The organism is Streptomyces sp. NBC_00289 (assembly GCF_041435115.1).
In the GTDB taxonomy this organism is placed as follows: domain Bacteria; phylum Actinomycetota; class Actinomycetes; order Streptomycetales; family Streptomycetaceae; genus Streptomyces.
The window spans coordinates 3,176,271-3,191,935 of the sequence record NZ_CP108046.1; the positions used below are offsets into that span (position 1 = coordinate 3,176,271).

Genomic DNA, 15,665 nt, shown 5'->3' on the forward strand with positions numbered 1-15,665 from the left:
CCGCCTTATTTCGCCGCCGGCTTCCCCGCCGAGTTCGCCGCGGACCGCGGTGCCGGCTTGGCCGCGGCCTTCACGGGTGCGCCCGGCTTCCAGTCCGGGTGACCGGGCATCGGCGGGGTCTTCTTGCCGTACAGCCAGGCCTCGAAGAAGTCTCCGAGCTCGCGTCCGGAGACCCGGGAGGCGAGCCGCACGAAGTCCGCGGTGCTGGCGACACCGTCGCGGTGACCGCTCACCCACGCCTGTTCCAGGTGCTCGAAGGCCGGGCGGCCGATCTCCTGGCGCAGGGCGTACAGGGCCAGGGCGGCGCCGTCGTAGACGTTCGCACGGAAGATGCCGATCTTCTGGCCGGGCTTGGGGGCCTTGGGTGCCGCCGGCGGTCCGCCGGCCGCGCGCCAGCTGTCGGAGGCGCTGTACGCCGCCTTCATCCGCGCCTCCATCGGCTTGTTCGCCTTCTCCTCCGCGTACAGGGCCTCGTACCAGGTGGCGTGCCCTTCGTTGAGCCACAGGTCCGACCAGGTGCGCGGGCTGACGCTGTCGCCGAACCACTGGTGGGACAGCTCGTGCACCATGATCGACTCGACGTACCACTTGGGGTAGGCGGGCTCGGTGAACATCCCCTTCTCGAAGAGGGAGAGGGTCTGTGTCTCCAGCTCGAAGCCGGTGGACGCCTCGGCCATGAGCACGCCGTACGTCTCGAAGGGATAGGGCCCGACCTTGCTCTCCATCCAGGCGATCTGGTCGGGCGTCTTCCGCAGCCAGGGTTCGAGCGCGGTGCGGTCCTCGGCCGGCACGACGTCCCGTACAGGCAGGTTGTGCGGGCCGGTGCGGTGCACCACGGCGGAGCGGCCGATGGACACCTGGGCGAGTTCGGTGGCCATGGGGTGCTGGGTGCGGTACGTCCACGTGGTCGCCCGGCCGGCGCGGTCGACGCCGGTCGGCAGGCCGTTGGCGACCGCGGTGTAGCCGTCGGGCACGGTGACCCGGATGGTGAACATCGCCTTGTCGGAGGGGTGGTCGTTGCACGGGAACACCAGGTGGGCGACGTCCGCCTGGTTGGCCATGGCGAGGCCGTCCGCGGTCCGCACCCAGCCGCCGTCGCGGCCCTCGGCGGACACGGGGTCGCTGGTGTGCCGGACCGTGATCCGCATCCAGGTGCCCCTGGGCAGCGGCTTCTCGGGGGTGACGACGAGGTCCTCCCCGGCACTGGCGAACGCGGCGGCTTCACCGTCGACCTCGACCGACTCGACGTCTCCGTGCGCGAAGTCGAGGTTGACGCGGTCCAGCGAGGTGGTCGTCCAGGCGTCGATCGTGGTGACGGCCCGGAGGGGCTTGTCATTGGTACCGGGATAGGTGAAGTCGAGGTCGTACGAAGCCACGTCGTAGCCGGGGTTGCCCAACTGCGGGAAGAGACGGTCACCGACGCCGAGCGGAGCGGCGGGGGCGCTCGCGGCGAGGAGGCATACGGAGACGGCCGAGGCGAGCAGCGCGGCCGCCTTCGGCCGTCGGGGGCGGCGGGCCCGGGTGCGGGGGGTGAGCAGCATGGACCACCGCTACCAGCGCGCGCATGCGGTACGGCGACGACGCGCGCCCAGCCCACCCGAACGGGTGGGTCCGGCGGCGGGCGGGTCGGTCACCTGCCGTGCGAACCCGACAGGGCGTGCGAGCCCGGGACCGAACGACCGCGCGCGGGCCGCGCAGTCGCGCACCGACCCGACAGGGGGCGTCAGTACGGAGGCGGTACGGACGCCGAGCAGCCCCGCGCGTCCGTCAGTCGACCGGCGGCTGCAGCTGGGGCTGTGCCCGGCTCACGTCGTACACGCCCGGCACGTCACGCATCGCCCGCATGAGGGCGGGGAGCGCGGCCGCGTCCGGGATCTGCACGGTGTACGTGTGCCGTACGCGTTGTCGGCTGGGGGGCTCCACGGTCGCCGAGATGATCTCGGCCCCCTCGTGGGCCATCGCCTCGGTGAGATCCGCGAGCAGATGGGGGCGGCCGAACGATTCAGCGAACAGAGTCACCCGGCACGCCGTGGTGTCGCCCCAGCGCACGCCGACCTCCGCACGCCCCGCGCTCTTCATGCTCTCCACTCCGGGGCACTCGAGGCGGTGGACGGTCACCACTCCCCCGCGCACGGAGAACCCGGTGATCTCGTCGGGCGGGACGGGCGTGCAACAACCGGCCAGTCGCACGGTCGCGCCTGGCTGGTCGACGACGGCGTTCGCGGCTCCGGAGGGCCCGAGGGAGCCGTCACCGACGGGCCTGGGCGGTGCCTCCGTCTGCGGCGCGGGGGCCGGCGCGTTCTGGGCCGCGACGGGCGCCGGGTGCGTCGAGAGCCATCGCTGGATGGCGATCCGGGCGGCCGGTGTGTGCGCGTGCTCCAGCCACTCCCTGGAGGGCTCGGAGGCCGGGTCCTGCCCCATGAGGAGCTGGACGGTGTCGCCGTCCTTCAGGACGGTGCTGAGGGTCGCCAGGCGCCCGTTGACGCGGGCGCCGATGCACGCGTGGGCGTCCTCGCCGTACTGCGCGTACGCGGCGTCCACGCACGTCGCACCCGCCGGCAGGCCCAGCCTGCCGCCGTCGGGCCGGTAGACGGTGATCTCCCGGTCCTGGGCGAGGTCCTCGCGCAGGGTGGACCAGAAGGTGTCCGGGTCGGGCGCGGCCTCCTGCCAGTCGAGGAGGCGGGAGAGCCAGCCGGGGCGGGTGGGGTCGACACGCTCGTCGTCGGTCGCGGCCTGGTCCTCCGCGGAAGGCGCGTAGGGATTGCCGAGCGCGATGACGCCGGCCTCGGCGACCTTGTGCATCTGGTGGGTGCGGATGAGGACTTCGACGACCTGGCCGTCCGCACGGGCCACGGCGGTGTGCAGCGACTGGTACAGGTTGTACTTGGGGACGGCGATGAAGTCCTTGAACTCCGAGACGACGGGCTTCAGACAGGTGTGCAGTTCACCGAGTACGCCGTAACAGTCCGCGTCCTCGTTCACCAGCACCAGCAGTCGTCCGAAGTCGGAGCCGCGCAGCCGGCCGCGCTTACGGGCCACCCGGTGCACGGAGACGAAGTGGCGGGGGCGGATGAGGACTTCGGCCTGGATGTCGGCGTCGCGCAGGACGCCCCGCACCTCGTCGGCGACCTCGGCGAGCGGGTCGTCCGCGCGGGCCGAGTTGTCGACGATCAACTCCCGCGTGTGCTTGTACTCCTCAGGGAGCAGGATCGCGAAGACCAGGTCTTCCAGCTCGGTCTTGAGCGCCTGTACGCCGAGCCGTTCGGCGAGCGGGATGAGGACGTCGCGGGTCACCTTCGCGATCCGGGCCTGTTTCTCGGGGCGCATCACCCCGAGGGTGCGCATGTTGTGCAGCCGGTCGGCGAGTTTGATCGACATCACGCGGACGTCGTTGCCGGTGGCGACGAGCATCTTGCGGAAGGTCTCGGGCTCGGCGGCGGCACCGTAGTCGACCTTCTCCAGCTTGGTGACGCCGTCGACGATGTAGCGGACCTCGGCGCCGAACTCCTCGCCGACCTGATCCAGCGTCACGTCGGTGTCCTCGACGGTGTCGTGGAGCAGAGAGGCCGTCAGCGTCGTTGTCTCCGCGCCGAGTTCGGCGAGGATGAGGGTCACGGCGAGCGGGTGGGTGATGTACGGCTCACCGCTCTTGCGCATCTGCCCCCGGTGGGAGGACTCGGCCAGCAGGTAGGCCCGGCGCAGGGCTTCCAGGTCCGCTTCGGGGTAGTGGGCGCGGTGGGCCTCGGCGACGTGGCCGATGGCGTCGGGCAGCCGGTCGCGGGCGGCCGGGCCGAGCAGTGCGGCCCGGCCCAGGCGGCGCAGGTCGATCCGGGGGCGGGCCTTCCTGCGGGGCACTGTCGGGGCGACAGGGCCTGGGCTCGCGGGATTTGTGGCCTCCGCACTCATGGGCACCTCCGGCTGCGTCGACCGGCGAACGGGGTGCCCCAGGGCGGACATGGCTCCAGGGCTGGCATCGGTCCCCCGTCCGGGCCGGTGCTTGATGCTACCGAGCCCACCACGTGCGGCTGACCGCCTCTCGCCGAGCGTGAAACGGATCACCCATTCGAGCGACCGTTTCCAGGTTTACGGTTTCACGGTGTGTGACAAGTGATCACCTCAGCGTGCGGCGCGGTCCAGCCACGCCGCGTCGATCTCACCCTCGGCGACGATCACCGCGGGACCGGTCATCTCGATCTCCCCGTCCGGCCGTTCGGTGATCACCAGTGTGCCGCCGAGCACATCGACGGTGTACGTCGCCGGTGCGCCGGTGACGGCCGGGTCGGCGCCGTCCCTGCGGGCCGCGGCCACGGCCACGGCACACGCGCCCGTGCCGCACGAGCGGGTCTCGCCCGAGCCGCGCTCGTGCACACGCAGGGCGACGTGCCGAGGGCCGCGGTCGACCACGAACTCGACGTTCACCCCGTCCGGGTAGGCGGAGGCGGGGCCGACGGGCGGCGGGGAGTACAGGTCGCCCGCGTGTCCGAGGTCGGAGACGAAGGCGACCGCGTGGGGGTTGCCCATGTTCACGTTCCGCGCGGGCCAGCTGCGCTCGCCGACACTCACCGTGACGTCCCCTTCGGGGAGCAGCGCCCTGCCCATGCCGACGGTGATGTCGCCGTCGGCGGAGCCGCCGCCGGGTGCGGGCTTCGCGATGTGCACGGTCTTCACGCCCCCGCGCGTGGCCACCGCGAGGTCTCCTTCACCGGCGTGACCGGCGCGCTGGAGATAGCGCGCGAACACCCGCACGCCGTTGCCGCACATCTCCGCGATCGAACCGTCACCGTTGCGGTAGTCCATGAACCACTCCGCCTCGGCCGCCAGGTGTGCGGCCTCGGGGTGTGCCGCGGACCTCACCACGTGCAGCAGGCCGTCACCGCCGATGCCCGCGCGGCGGTCGCACAGGGCGGCCACGGCGGACGGCGGGAGCTCGATGACGTTGTCCGGGTCCGGCACGATCACGAAGTCGTTCTCCGTGCCGTGACCCTTGAGGAAGGCGATCCGCGTGCTCATTCCTCGATCGTACGACGTGGGTACGACAGGGCGGGCGGCGAGCGCCTCAGCGCAGGCGGGCCACTCGCCAGACGGCGAGCACGACCACCGCGGCGACCATCACGGCGTACGCGCCGACGATGCGCCAGTCCGCGCGCCGACCGGAACCGCGCTGCGGGAGACCGGGCCAGGTGTGGCCCACCCGGCGGGCGGCCGTCATGCCCCAGCCGGCGGCGCACGAGCAGATCAGCAGACCCAGCATGGCGATCACGGCCCCGCTGTCACCGAAGTCGAAGGCCAGCGGGAAGGCGAACATCAGGGAGCCGACCGCGGCCAGGGCCACGATGGGCGCGAGCTGCCAGATGCGCAGACGGCGCTGCGGACGCAGTTCGACCTCGACCTCGGGGCCGCCCGCGAACATCTCCTCGGGCTCGGGACCGTCGGCGGTCACACCGACCTGCGTGTCGTCGGGCCCGTCGGGGCTCAGACGGTCGTCGCCCTGCTCCGCTTCACCACTGCCGGTGGTGAGATGCCCGGTGCCTTGTGCGGTGTCGCGAGGGCCGGCCTCCATCGCCACGCGCCCTCCCAACTTGGACTCCACCTGGTCGATCGAAGCTCGATGATGGCACGGCACCGGAGGGCCGGATGACGGCCTGAGCGTCCCGATGCCATGACGTGATCAGGCTGTGACCGGTCGTTCGACCAACGTCAGTGCGAGCTGAGGAAGTTCTGTGAGATCCGCCGCAGCCCCACTCAACCAGTGCACCCGCGGATCGCGCCTGAACCACGAATCCTGACGGCGCGCGAAGCGTTTGGTGGCCCGTACGGTTTCGACCCGCGCGTCCTCGAGGGTGCACTCCCCCGCGAGCGCCGCGAGCACCTGCTGGTAGCCGAGCGCGCGCGAGGCGGTACGCCCCTCGCGCAACCCCTGCGCCGCGAGCGCGCTGACCTCGTCCACGAGTCCGGCGTCCCACATCCGGTCGACCCGGCGCGCGATGCGCTCGTCGAGTTCGGGCCGGGTCACGTCGACACCGATCTGGAGGGTGTCGTAGACGGAGTCGTGACCGGGGAGGTTGGCGGTGAAGGGCTTGCCGGTGATCTCGATCACCTCGAGGGCCCGGACGATACGGCGGCCGTTGCTGGGCAGGATGGCCCGCGCGGCCTCGGGATCGGCGGCGGCCAGACGCGCGTGCAGTGCTCCGGAGCCACGCAGCGTGAGTTCCTCCTCGAGCCGGCCCCTGATCTCGGGGTCGGTGCCGGGGAACTCCAGGTTGTCGACGGCACCGCGGACGTAGAGGCCGGAGCCGCCGACGAGAATCGGCCAGCGCCCCTCGGCGAGCAGTGCGTCGATCCGCTCCCGGGCGAGCCGCTGGTACTCGGCGACGGACGCCGTGACGGACACGTCCCAGATGTCCAGGAGGTGGTGCGGGATGCCGCCGCGCTCCTCGGGCGTCAGCTTGGCGGTGCCGATGTCCATCCCTCGGTAGAGCTGCATGGAGTCGGCGTTGACGACCTCGCCGCCGAGCCGCTGAGCCAGAAAAACGCCCAGATCGGACTTTCCGGCTGCGGTCGGTCCGACGACGGCGATGACGCGGGGGGCGGGGGGTGCGCTGCTCACGGCCCCAGTCTCGCAAACCTCACCCCGTGGTCTCGAACGGGTTACGTGACGACTCGCCCCCGAGGTCGTTCCCAGTTCCGAGGTTCTCGCTGCCGATTCACAGGGGCGGCGACCCGGCGGCGCAAACGGACGCACCGGACGACGCGGGATTTCGCCCGCACAAGTAACGTATGGAGTGGATAATGGGCGTTTTCGCACGACTTCTCCGGAGGTCGAAGGCTACGGAGGAGACGCAGGGAGCGGAGGCTCGGGCCGAGTCCGCACCGGCGGCCGAGGAGGGCACGGCCGAGGAGCAGAAGCCGTCCGAGACCGGGACCGCGGAGCAGTCGGCCGTGTCGGAGACCGACGAGGCCGGCGGCGACGGCGTCGACATTCCCAAGCAGCAGTCCGCCGAGGAAGTGGCCGACAGCGAGGCCGGTGAGAGCGCTCGCACCAAGTAACTCCCCGCGTGGAAAGGTGAACGATGGGTCTCATGGACAGTTTCAAGGCCAGGCTCGCCCCGGCCAAGGGCAAGGTCTCCGGCCTCGCCCAGCAGCATGGGCACAAGATCACGCATGGTCTCGACAAGGCCGCGAAGGTCGTCGACGAGAAGACCAAGGGCAAGTACAGCGGCAAGATCGAGACGGGCACGGGCAAGGCCAAGGGCGCCATGGACCGACTCGCGCGCAAGGACGGCACCGGAGGGCCGGGCAGCGGCACCACGCCGCCGACCGCACCGCCGGCTTCCTGATCGGCACGGTGCACCATCGGCGGACGGCCGCGGAGCCTGACGGTTCCCGGCCGTCCGCCGTTTCACCGGCGTTGCGCGTGTCACGGACGGCGCCCGCCGCGCCGCGCGGCGGTTCTGACCTCAGCTCCGGCGCCGGACAGGCCGCAGCTCCGAGGCCGGGCAGCGCCCGCCGCGCCGCGCGTGGCGGTTCTGACCTCAGCTCCGGCGCCGGACAGGCCGCAGCTCCGAGGCCGGGCAGCGCCCGCCGCGTCACGCGTGTCGGTTGTGACCGCAGGTCCAGTGCCGGGCAGGACGTCTTTACGACCAGGTCGCGACCACGTATCCCACGCCGTACGGCGCGTCCTCGTACAAGAGGGCCCCGCCGAGGTCCGCGCCCTCGGCCGCACCCGCCAGCACCTGCCACGGCGCCCGGCCCGACGCCTTCAGCTCGTACGCCAGCTCGGCGTCCAGCGCCCGGAGGGCAGCCACGTCCGCCGACCCCAGCGCACGCGCGACCTCCGCGTCGAAGGGTGCCGCCCGCTCGTCGAGATACCCCGGCGCCTTGAGTGTCCGGCACGCACTGGCGTCGCCCATCACGAGCAGCGCCAGGCGATCGGCCCGCCCGGCGATCTCCCTTCCGACTTGAATACACCGATCGGCGGCGAGAGGTTCCCCCACACCGAGCCCCTCGATCGGCGCGTCGGCCCACCCGACCTGCTGAAGCAGCCAGGCGGCGACGGCGAGTGAGGGCGGAAGCACGCGCGCGGGCTTCGGGTCGTCGCCGCCGGCACCCGGCCGCACGTCGTCCAGCCGGTCAGGGACCTCGTCCGCGCCCAGCCGTACGTCCAGCGCCACGCCGAAGCCGCGGAACGAGCCCCGCGTTCCCGCCGGGTGCGCCCCGCGCCCGCTCTGCTCGGCGGGTCCGACGACCACGAGGCGGTCGGGCCGGGCGGCGGCGAGCACCCCCAGCGCGTCCGAGCAGGCGGCACGCGCCGCGTCCAGCTCGGACGCGGCTCCCGCGGCGACCGCGGGCACGAGAAGCGGCGGACAAGGGCAGACTGCGGCGGCGACAAGCATGATCGGCAGGGTAACCCCCGCGGGGCCCGCCACGGGCAGCACGGGGCACGCGCGGCCGACGCGGGAGGGCGCGCGCGACTAAGGCAGTGCCGGCTGGCTCCGTACGGCCCACTCGGCCACCGGTGGCACGGGGCACGCGGGGCACGGGGGCGCGATCACCACGTCACACGTCCCGTGTTCCACACACCCTCGCCCCACCTGCGCCCCGCGTTCGCTCGCCGGCGGACGACGCCGTACCCCCTACGACCGTCGGTGAACGGTCAGGCGGTCAGTCGCAGCCGCAGCCGCTTCCCGTCGCCACCGGCAGCGGAGCCGGCGCTCCGATCTTCGGCAGGCCGAGCATCACGCCCACCGGCTTCGCGGCCTCGGCCGCGTTCCGCTTCTCCCAGGCGTCTCCCGCGCGCGTGCGGCGGACGCCCAGCGTCCGGCCCTCGGCGAGGAGGTGGTGCGGGGCGGCGTACGTGATCTCGACCGTGACCACGTCGCCGGGGCGGACCTGCTCGTCCGGCTTGGTGAAGTGGACGAGGCGGTTGTCGGGGGCGCGACCGGAGAGGCGGTGGGTGGCGCCGTCCTTGCGGCCCTCGCCCTCGGCGACCATGAGCTCGAGCGTGCGGCCGACCTGCTTCTTGTTCTCGTCCCAGGAGATCTCCTCCTGGACGGCGACAAGACGCTCGTAGCGCGCCTGCACGACCTCCTTGGGGATCTGGTCGTCCATGGTGGCGGCCGGGGTGCCGGGGCGCTTGGAGTACTGGAACGTGAAGGCCTGCGCGAACCGGGCCTCGCGGACGACGTGCAGCGTCTGCTCGAAGTCCTCCTCCGTCTCACCGGGGAAGCCCACGATGATGTCGGTGGTGATCGCCGCGTGCGGGATGGCGGCGCGCACCTTCTCGATGATCCCGAGGTAGCGGTCCTGGCGGTACGAACGGCGCATCGCCTTCAGGACCGGGTCCGAGCCGGACTGCAGGGGCATGTGCAGTTGCGGCATCACGTTCGGGGTCTCCGCCATGGCCGCGATCACGTCGTCCGTGAAGTCGCGCGGGTGCGGGGAGGTGAAGCGGACACGCTCCAGGCCGTCGATGGTGCCGCAGGCGCGGAGCAGCTTGCTGAAGGCCTCGCGGTCGCCGATGTCGGAGCCGTACGCGTTGACGTTCTGGCCGAGCAGCGTGATCTCCGAGACGCCCTCTCCGACCAGCGCCTCGATCTCGGCGAGGATGTCGCCGGTACGGCGGTCCTTCTCCTTGCCGCGCAGCGCCGGGACGATGCAGAAGGTGCAGGTGTTGTTGCAGCCGACGGAGATGGAGACCCAGGCCGCGTACGCGCTCTCGCGCCGCGTCGGCAGGGTGGACGGGAAGGCCTCCAGCGACTCGGCGATCTCGACCTGCGCCTCTTCCTGGACGCGGGCGCGCTCCAGGAGGACCGGCAGCTTGCCGATGTTGTGCGTGCCGAAGACGACGTCCACCCAGGGCGCACGCTTCACGATGGTGTCGCGGTCCTTCTGCGCGAGACAGCCACCGACCGCGATCTGCATCCCGGGGCGCTTCGTCTTCATCGGCGCGAGGCGGCCGAGGTTGCCGTAGAGCCGGTTGTCGGCGTTCTCCCGTACGGCGCAGGTGTTGAAGACGACCACGTCGGCGTCGCCGTCGGCGCCCTCGGGTGCACGGACATAACCGGCGTCTTCGAGCAGACCGGACAATCGCTCGGAGTCGTGGACGTTCATCTGGCACCCGTAGGTACGAACTTCATAGGTTTTGGATGCTTGAACGTCCACTGCGAGGCTCCGGCCGCTGCTGCTGGTCATAGGACAAGCGTAGGCGGTTCCCGAAGCACTCAGATGTCCTCGGTCCCGACGCCGCCCGTCACCTCGGCCCCACCCGCACCGGTGACGCGGGCACTCACTGCTCGGGCCGCGTCGGCCCGATCGCCGACCGGTGTCCGTGCTTCGGGGTCGGCCGACGTGATCGCACCTTCGGTCACAAGCGAGTCGGCAGCCGTCTCCCCCGTCCCGGTGTCGCGTCATCGACGACCCTGTCTTCGCAGGTCAGGTGCCTGTTCGTCCCAGGAACAGCTCACTTGCCGTCGGCTCATGGCCACTGGCCGACGTCCCGTCGAAGCTGACCGCCGTGAAAGTTCCACACCGGACACCGACAGGGGGATGGGCTCGATGTTGGAGAAGGTGTTCGACAGCCAGGACCTGCCGGTGTCGAAGCGGGTGGCGGCCTGGCGTGAGATCACGGCGAGCGCGCTGATACCCAATGAGTTCGGCATCGACCACCCGACCGAGTTCCGGGCCTCGCTGCAGGCCGCGGACCTGGGCGGGGTGCAGGTGACCGCCCTGACCTGCACGTCCATGAGGTCACAAGGGACACCACAGGAGATCCGGCAGTCCGACCCCGAGATGTACGCGGTCGGGCACATCCTGCGCGGACAGCGGGTCACCTTCCAGGAGCGGGGCGGATCAGCGCTCGGAGCGGGCGATCTGGTCGTGTATTCCACCTGCCGTCCCTACCAGGTCGTGATGGAGGTCCAGCCGGGCACGGCGGCCTCCGTGATGGCACGGATCCCCCGAGCCATGGTGCCGCTGCCGTCGAACCGGGTGGAACGGTTACTGGCCGCCCCGATGTCGGGACGAGAAGGCCTCGGAGGTCTGCTCGCCGGCTTCCTCACCCATCTGACCAGCGACACCAGTCCCTGTCGGCCCGCCGACGGCCACAGGCTGGGCGGCGTCCTCGCCGACCTGGTCACCGCATGGCTGGCGCACCACATCGATGCGGCGGGTCAGGTGCCTGCCGTGGCCGGCCAGCACACGCAGTTCCTGGAGATCCAGGACTTCATGCGCCGGAAGCTGGGCGACGCCGAACTGTCGCCCGCCACCGTGGCGGCCGCTCACCACATTTCGCTGCGGACACTGCACCGCCTCTTCCACATGCACGCGCACGGCGCCACGGTCACCGCCTACATCCGCCGTCAGCGCCTCAGCCGCGCGCGGCGCGACCTCGCCGACCCGCACCTGGCCACGCGGCCCGTGCACGCGATAGCCGCCTGCTGGGGCTTCCCCCGGCCCGCCGACTTCACCCGGGCGTTCCGCACCGCGTACGGGACCACCCCCACCGAATACCGCCGGGAGTTCCTGCACGGACAACCTGGCACCCTCCGCTAAGCACCTGGCACGCGGTGCTATCCACGCACCGGCGGCGCTCGGCAAAGATCCGTTCGGGAAACGCGGCGCCGGCCCGCCGTCGCCACGAGGCACTCAGGGCCGTCTTCGCAGACCCACACGGGGCTACCACAGCCCTCCACGAACAACGGAGGAATCATGCGCACACGCACAAGACTCGCGTTGGTGAGCGGTCTGGCCGCGACGGCCGCCACGGCAGGACTGCTGCTGGGAGCGGCCCCGGCCTCCGCCGGCGACAACTGCGGCTCGGGCAACCACTGCGTCTTCTACCTGGGCATCAACGACTCGGCTCGCCACTCCTACTTCGACACCGACACCGACTTCCGCAACGACACCTTCAACCAGCTCACCGGCCGCAACGGCGGCGGGCAGACCGTGCACAACAACGTGGACTCCGCCAGCAACTCCAGCACCGGCGGATACGAGAGCCACTACTACACCGGGGTCGGCAGCGACTGGGAGGGCTTCATCTTCTGCGTCAACCCCGGCTCCCAGGTCGACTACCTCCCGAGCAGCCTGCAGAACCGGGCCAGCTCGCTGCGACTGCGCGGCACCACCAGCATCGACTGCTACTGAGCGACCACGCGGGCCGCAAGCCGGGAGCGTTGGTGCCGCTCCGCTTCCGGCTTTCCGGCTCACCTCGGTCACGGTCAGGACCACGGACCAGGGACCACGGAAGGAAAGGACGCCCATGCCACCGATCGGACCGCGCCGGAACGCGGGCATCGCTCTGCTGGTCCTCATACCGCTCGCACTCATCGCGACGGCCGCCTGGACGATGAGCGACCGCACCCCGTCCTCCCCGAAGGCATCCGCCCGGCCCGAGCCGGCGCTCGCCGCGCTGCGGGCCCGGCTCCCGCTCAACGGTCTGCTCCACACCCCGAGCGACGCCTCCCGGCGCGTCCACAAGGCGGAAGGGCAGCTGGTGGCGTCCTGCATGGCAGACCGCGGCTTCCGCTACACGCCCGCCCCCGCGGCTCCTGAGGACGACTCCGGTACGGGCCCCGCCCTGTTCGGCATCGAGACCCTCGACCGGCCGGACGAGGCCGGCGCGCGTGAGCCGCAGCCCTCGGAGCGGCCCCAGGGCAAGGGCTTCGACCGCGCGCTCTACGGCGATCCCGACCGGAAGATATCCGCGCACAACAAGGTGCTTCGGGTGTCCCGGCCCGCGACGGGCTGTCTCGCCGAGGCGCAGACCCGGTTGCTGGGTGACGGCGGCCGGATCCGGAACCTTGCCCTCCGCGTGCAGCTCGACCAGGGAGAGCGGGACTCGCTGCGGGAACTGGACAAGGATCCAGCCTTCCGCGCCGTCAACACACGCTGGCGAGCCTGCATGGCACGCGCCGGAATCACCGCCGAGACCCCCGGGAAGCTCGCCGGCAGCCTGCCTCCCGGCACGGATGTCACCACGCATCCCTCGGTCCGCGCCGACGTGGAGTGCAAGGAGCGCACCGGCTATCTGGAGCGGGCCTACGCCCGGCTCGCCGCCGCACAGCAGCACTGGCTGGCGGCAAACGAAAAGCCGCGCAGTGAATGGACGGCTCTGCGGCACCGCGAGGACCGGGCAGCCCGGCAGGTGCTCGCCGCCGGCCGCTCTTGAACTCGTGGGCGTGCGCCGGGTCACCCGACTTGACGGTGTGCGCCCCGTCACCACAATTCCTCCGGAGGACGCCCGGCAGGCACGCCGGGGGGGACCGACAGGACTCCCGTCCCCGCAGGCCGCCAACCGCCGGCCGCCGACCCCCCGGCCTCAGGGATCGATCAGGCCGGCGCGGATCGCGTAGCGAGTCAGTTCCAGGCGGTCGCGCATGCCCAGCTTGTGCAGCAGGTTGGCGCGGTGGCGTTCGACCGTCTTGGCGCTGATGAAGAGGAGCTCCCCGATCTCCTTCGTGGTGTGGCCCTCGGCGACGAGTTTGAGGATCTCCTCCTCGCGCTCGGTGACGGCCCGCTCCGGGAGGCCGTCGCCCCGGTGCAGGCGGTCCAGGTAGGAACGGACGAGGGCCCGTTCGGCACCCGGGTAGACGAACGGCTCGTCGCGTACGGCGGCCCGGCACGCCTCGACCAGGTCGCGGTCGGCGACCGACTTCAGGACGTAGCCGCTCGCGCCGGCCTTGAGGGCCTCGAAGAAGTACTGCTCGTTGTCGTACATCGTCAGGATCAGGATGCGCAGGCCGGGCAGGCGGCGGGAGAGTTCGCGGGCCGCCTGGAGACCGGTGGTACGGGGCATGGCGATGTCCAGGACGGCCAGGTCGACGTCTCCCGCGCGGGCCCGCTCGACCGCCTCCGCCCCGTCGCCGGCCTCGGCGACCACGGTGAGGTCGGGCTCGCTCTCCAGGATGAGGCGTACTCCCCGGCGTACGAGGGTGTGGTCGTCGGCGAGCAGGACACGGACCGGCGCGGGAGCCGGCCCGGGCGCACCGCCGGACACGGTCGGCATCAGCGGTCCCCCGGGACGGTGGCCGGTATGCGCAGGCGTATGTCGGTGCCCCGGCCGGGGCGGGATTCCACGGCGAGCACGGCTCCTATCAGCAGGGCACGCTCGCGCATGCCGCTGATTCCGGCGCCTACCGGCATCGCGTCGATGCCTTTTCCGTTGTCGCGTACGAGGAGTTCGACGCCGTCGGCGACCGGCCGCAGCCGGACTTCGGCGCGGTCGGCCGCGGCGTGCCGTGCCGTGTTGGTGAGGCCCTCCTGGGCCACCCGGTAGACCACGAGTTCCGTCTCCTCGGTGAGGGGTGGCAGGCCGCCGACGATGTGGTGGCGCACCGTCAGACCATGCGCGGTGAACTCGGTCGCGAGGGAGCGCAGGGCGCTGGCCAGACCCAGTTCGTCCAGGACGCCGGGCCGCAGTCGGCGGGCGATGCGGCGGATCTCGTCGAGGCCCGCGCGGGTGGCCTCCTGCGCCTGGCCGACCTCGGCGCGCAGTCCGTCGGGCGCCCGGTCGGCGACCCTCCTGAGCTGGAGGAGGACGGCGGTCAGGGTCTGGCCGACCTCGTCGTGGAGCTCGCGTGCGATGCGGTGGCGTTCGCGCTCCTGGGCGGACAGCGCGCGGGCCGCTCCGGTGGCGCGCTCCGCCTCCAGGCGGTCGAGCATCGTGTTGAACGTCATGATCAGTTCGGCGGCCTCCGCCGGCCCGGCGACCACCGCGCGGGGTCCGGGGCGCAGTAGGTCCGCGGCGGCCATGGCCCCGCCCAGCCGCCGCAAGGATGCGAGTCCGATCCGCAGGACGAGCGCGTTCCCGGCCAGCAGGACCGCGAGGCCGACGACCACGACCAGTGCCTCGGCCGGCAGGACAGGCGTCGACACGGTGACCGGTCCCAGGAGCAGCGCGGCGGCGAGCACCAGGCCGGCGGCGTTGAGCGAGAAGATCCGCCAGAACAGCGACACGTTCCTCCCTGCCTCACCGCGCGACGACACCGCCGGAGCCAGCCTCGTGGTCCGCCGCCGGCCGCGTATATCCGTCACAACACCCATGTCGCCACCGTACGGGCGGATGACAGCATTCGAGGTTGGCACCTAGTGCCGCGGCAGGCAACGTTTGCGCGACGGGGCGAACGTTGCCTGTTGCGGCACTGGATCACCGAGCACGCCGACGAACAGGAGAAGAAACGTGTCCGTTCCACGCCTGAGGGCGACGCCGCTGCCGGGCATCGGGGTCCAGTACGACCTCGTGACCAGGGAGGACCGCCATCTGTCCGTGGTGGCCCACCGCGACGGCGCTCGCACGGTGAGCGTGTACCGGGCCGACGACCCCGACTCCTGCGCCCAGTCACTGCGGCTGACCGGCGCCGAGGCGGGCACGCTGATCGACGCGCTGAAGCCGTCGCACCACAGCGCGAGCCTGCTCTACACCTCGGACCTGGGACTGGTCGCGGAACGGATCGAGGTCGCCGCCTCCTCGCGCTGGAACGGACGGGTCCTGGGCGACACCCGGCTGCGCACCGAGACCGGCGCGTCCGTCGTGGCGGTGCTGCGGCGGGCCGAGGCGATCCCGTCTCCGACGCCGGACTTCCGGCTCGCGGGCGGTGACACGCTCATCGTCATCGGCACCCGCGAGGGCGTCGACGCGGCCGCGTCGATACTCGGGCGGGAGTGAA

15 protein-coding genes are annotated in these 15,665 nt (G+C 71.7%); 6 read left to right on the forward strand and 9 right to left on the reverse strand.

Annotated features, from left to right (window positions below; all coding sequences use genetic code 11):
* Positions 1-5 precede the first annotated feature (5 nt).
* From OG985_RS14525 to miaA, 5 genes are all read right to left on the reverse strand, one after another.
* Positions 6-1,541, reverse strand: coding sequence for a M1 family metallopeptidase (locus OG985_RS14525; protein ID WP_371668746.1), 1,536 nt, complete (start codon positions 1,539-1,541; stop codon positions 6-8).
* A gap of 226 nt (positions 1,542-1,767) precedes the next feature.
* A complete protein-coding gene (locus OG985_RS14530; RefSeq protein ID WP_371668747.1) occupies positions 1,768-3,906 on the reverse strand; it encodes a bifunctional (p)ppGpp synthetase/guanosine-3',5'-bis(diphosphate) 3'-pyrophosphohydrolase in 2,139 nt (712 codons plus the stop codon).
* Positions 3,907-4,116: 210 nt separating this feature from the next.
* On the reverse strand, positions 4,117-5,010 hold the full coding sequence (gene dapF / locus OG985_RS14535) for a diaminopimelate epimerase (RefSeq protein ID WP_371668748.1): 894 nt from the start codon (positions 5,008-5,010) through the stop codon (positions 4,117-4,119).
* Positions 5,011-5,056: 46 nt separating this feature from the next.
* Positions 5,057-5,560 carry a hypothetical protein gene (locus OG985_RS14540; RefSeq protein ID WP_371674372.1) on the reverse strand — a complete coding sequence of 168 codons (504 nt, stop codon included), beginning with the start codon at positions 5,558-5,560 and terminating at the stop codon, positions 5,057-5,059.
* 108 nt (positions 5,561-5,668) lie between these two features.
* The gene (gene miaA, locus OG985_RS14545) at positions 5,669-6,607 is read right to left on the reverse strand and encodes a tRNA (adenosine(37)-N6)-dimethylallyltransferase MiaA (protein WP_371668749.1); all 939 of its coding nucleotides are present in this window, start codon (positions 6,605-6,607) and stop codon (positions 5,669-5,671) included.
* A gap of 182 nt (positions 6,608-6,789) precedes the next feature.
* Between miaA and OG985_RS14550 the strand changes: the two genes are divergently transcribed.
* Complete coding sequence (locus OG985_RS14550) at positions 6,790-7,047, forward strand: hypothetical protein (protein ID WP_371668750.1); 258 nt, start codon at positions 6,790-6,792, stop codon at positions 7,045-7,047.
* 23 nt (positions 7,048-7,070) lie between these two features.
* A complete protein-coding gene (locus OG985_RS14555) occupies positions 7,071-7,337 on the forward strand; it encodes an antitoxin (RefSeq protein WP_371668751.1) in 267 nt (88 codons plus the stop codon).
* A gap of 297 nt (positions 7,338-7,634) precedes the next feature.
* Here OG985_RS14555 and OG985_RS14560 read toward each other — a convergent pair whose 3' ends face one another.
* Both OG985_RS14560 and miaB read right to left on the reverse strand, forming a co-directional pair.
* The gene (locus OG985_RS14560) at positions 7,635-8,393 is read right to left on the reverse strand and encodes a class III extradiol dioxygenase subunit B-like domain-containing protein (RefSeq protein ID WP_371668752.1); all 759 of its coding nucleotides are present in this window, start codon (positions 8,391-8,393) and stop codon (positions 7,635-7,637) included.
* Between the two features lie 268 nt (positions 8,394-8,661).
* Positions 8,662-10,191, reverse strand: a complete 1,530-nt coding sequence (gene miaB, locus OG985_RS14565; protein WP_371668753.1) for a tRNA (N6-isopentenyl adenosine(37)-C2)-methylthiotransferase MiaB — start codon at positions 10,189-10,191, stop codon at positions 8,662-8,664.
* 363 nt (positions 10,192-10,554) lie between these two features.
* Here miaB and OG985_RS14570 point away from each other — a divergent pair, with 363 nt between their 5' ends.
* From OG985_RS14570 to OG985_RS14580, 3 genes are all read left to right on the forward strand, one after another.
* Positions 10,555-11,550 (forward strand): helix-turn-helix domain-containing protein, encoded by a 996-nt coding sequence (locus OG985_RS14570; protein WP_371668754.1) that lies wholly within the window; start codon positions 10,555-10,557, stop codon positions 11,548-11,550.
* A 156-nt stretch (positions 11,551-11,706) separates the two neighbouring features.
* Complete coding sequence (locus tag OG985_RS14575) at positions 11,707-12,144, forward strand: hypothetical protein (RefSeq protein ID WP_371668755.1); 438 nt, start codon at positions 11,707-11,709, stop codon at positions 12,142-12,144.
* Between the two features lie 115 nt (positions 12,145-12,259).
* Positions 12,260-13,168, forward strand: coding sequence for a hypothetical protein (locus tag OG985_RS14580; RefSeq protein WP_371668756.1), 909 nt, complete (start codon positions 12,260-12,262; stop codon positions 13,166-13,168).
* 150 nt (positions 13,169-13,318) lie between these two features.
* Here OG985_RS14580 and OG985_RS14585 read toward each other — a convergent pair whose 3' ends face one another.
* Together OG985_RS14585 and OG985_RS14590 are read right to left on the reverse strand one after the other, a co-directional pair.
* Positions 13,319-14,005 carry a response regulator gene (locus tag OG985_RS14585; protein ID WP_371668757.1) on the reverse strand — a complete coding sequence of 229 codons (687 nt, stop codon included), beginning with the start codon at positions 14,003-14,005 and terminating at the stop codon, positions 13,319-13,321.
* Positions 14,005-14,955, reverse strand: coding sequence for a sensor histidine kinase (locus OG985_RS14590; RefSeq protein ID WP_371668758.1), 951 nt, complete (start codon positions 14,953-14,955; stop codon positions 14,005-14,007). The genes OG985_RS14585 and OG985_RS14590 overlap by 1 nt, the downstream gene beginning before the upstream one ends.
* Before the next feature lie 223 nt (positions 14,956-15,178).
* Between OG985_RS14590 and OG985_RS14595 the strand changes: the two genes are divergently transcribed.
* Positions 15,179-15,664: a cation:proton antiporter regulatory subunit gene (locus OG985_RS14595; protein WP_371668759.1), complete on the forward strand. Its 486-nt coding sequence runs from the start codon at positions 15,179-15,181 to the stop codon at positions 15,662-15,664.
* Position 15,665: the final 1 nt, after the last annotated feature.

Excerpts from the sequence above, each read along its gene's own strand:
- OG985_RS14585 (WP_371668757.1), bottom strand. The coding sequence starts at position 14,005 with ATGCCGACCGTGTCCGGCGGTGCGCCCGGGCCGGCTCCCGCGCCGGTC.
- miaB (WP_371668753.1), bottom strand. The coding sequence starts at position 10,191 with ATGACCAGCAGCAGCGGCCGGAGCCTCGCAGTGGACGTTCAAGCATCC.
- OG985_RS14530 (WP_371668747.1), bottom strand. The coding sequence starts at position 3,906 with ATGAGTGCGGAGGCCACAAATCCCGCGAGCCCAGGCCCTGTCGCCCCG.
- OG985_RS14540 (WP_371674372.1), bottom strand. The coding sequence starts at position 5,560 with ATGGAGGCCGGCCCTCGCGACACCGCACAAGGCACCGGGCATCTCACC.
- OG985_RS14525 (WP_371668746.1), bottom strand. The coding sequence starts at position 1,541 with ATGCTGCTCACCCCCCGCACCCGGGCCCGCCGCCCCCGACGGCCGAAG.
- dapF (WP_371668748.1), bottom strand. The coding sequence starts at position 5,010 with ATGAGCACGCGGATCGCCTTCCTCAAGGGTCACGGCACGGAGAACGAC.
- OG985_RS14570 (WP_371668754.1), top strand. The coding sequence starts at position 10,555 with ATGTTGGAGAAGGTGTTCGACAGCCAGGACCTGCCGGTGTCGAAGCGG.
- OG985_RS14555 (WP_371668751.1), top strand. The coding sequence starts at position 7,071 with ATGGGTCTCATGGACAGTTTCAAGGCCAGGCTCGCCCCGGCCAAGGGC.
- OG985_RS14575 (WP_371668755.1), top strand. The coding sequence starts at position 11,707 with ATGCGCACACGCACAAGACTCGCGTTGGTGAGCGGTCTGGCCGCGACG.
- OG985_RS14580 (WP_371668756.1), top strand. The coding sequence starts at position 12,260 with ATGCCACCGATCGGACCGCGCCGGAACGCGGGCATCGCTCTGCTGGTC.
- OG985_RS14560 (WP_371668752.1), bottom strand. The coding sequence starts at position 8,393 with ATGCTTGTCGCCGCCGCAGTCTGCCCTTGTCCGCCGCTTCTCGTGCCC.
- OG985_RS14550 (WP_371668750.1), top strand. The coding sequence starts at position 6,790 with ATGGGCGTTTTCGCACGACTTCTCCGGAGGTCGAAGGCTACGGAGGAG.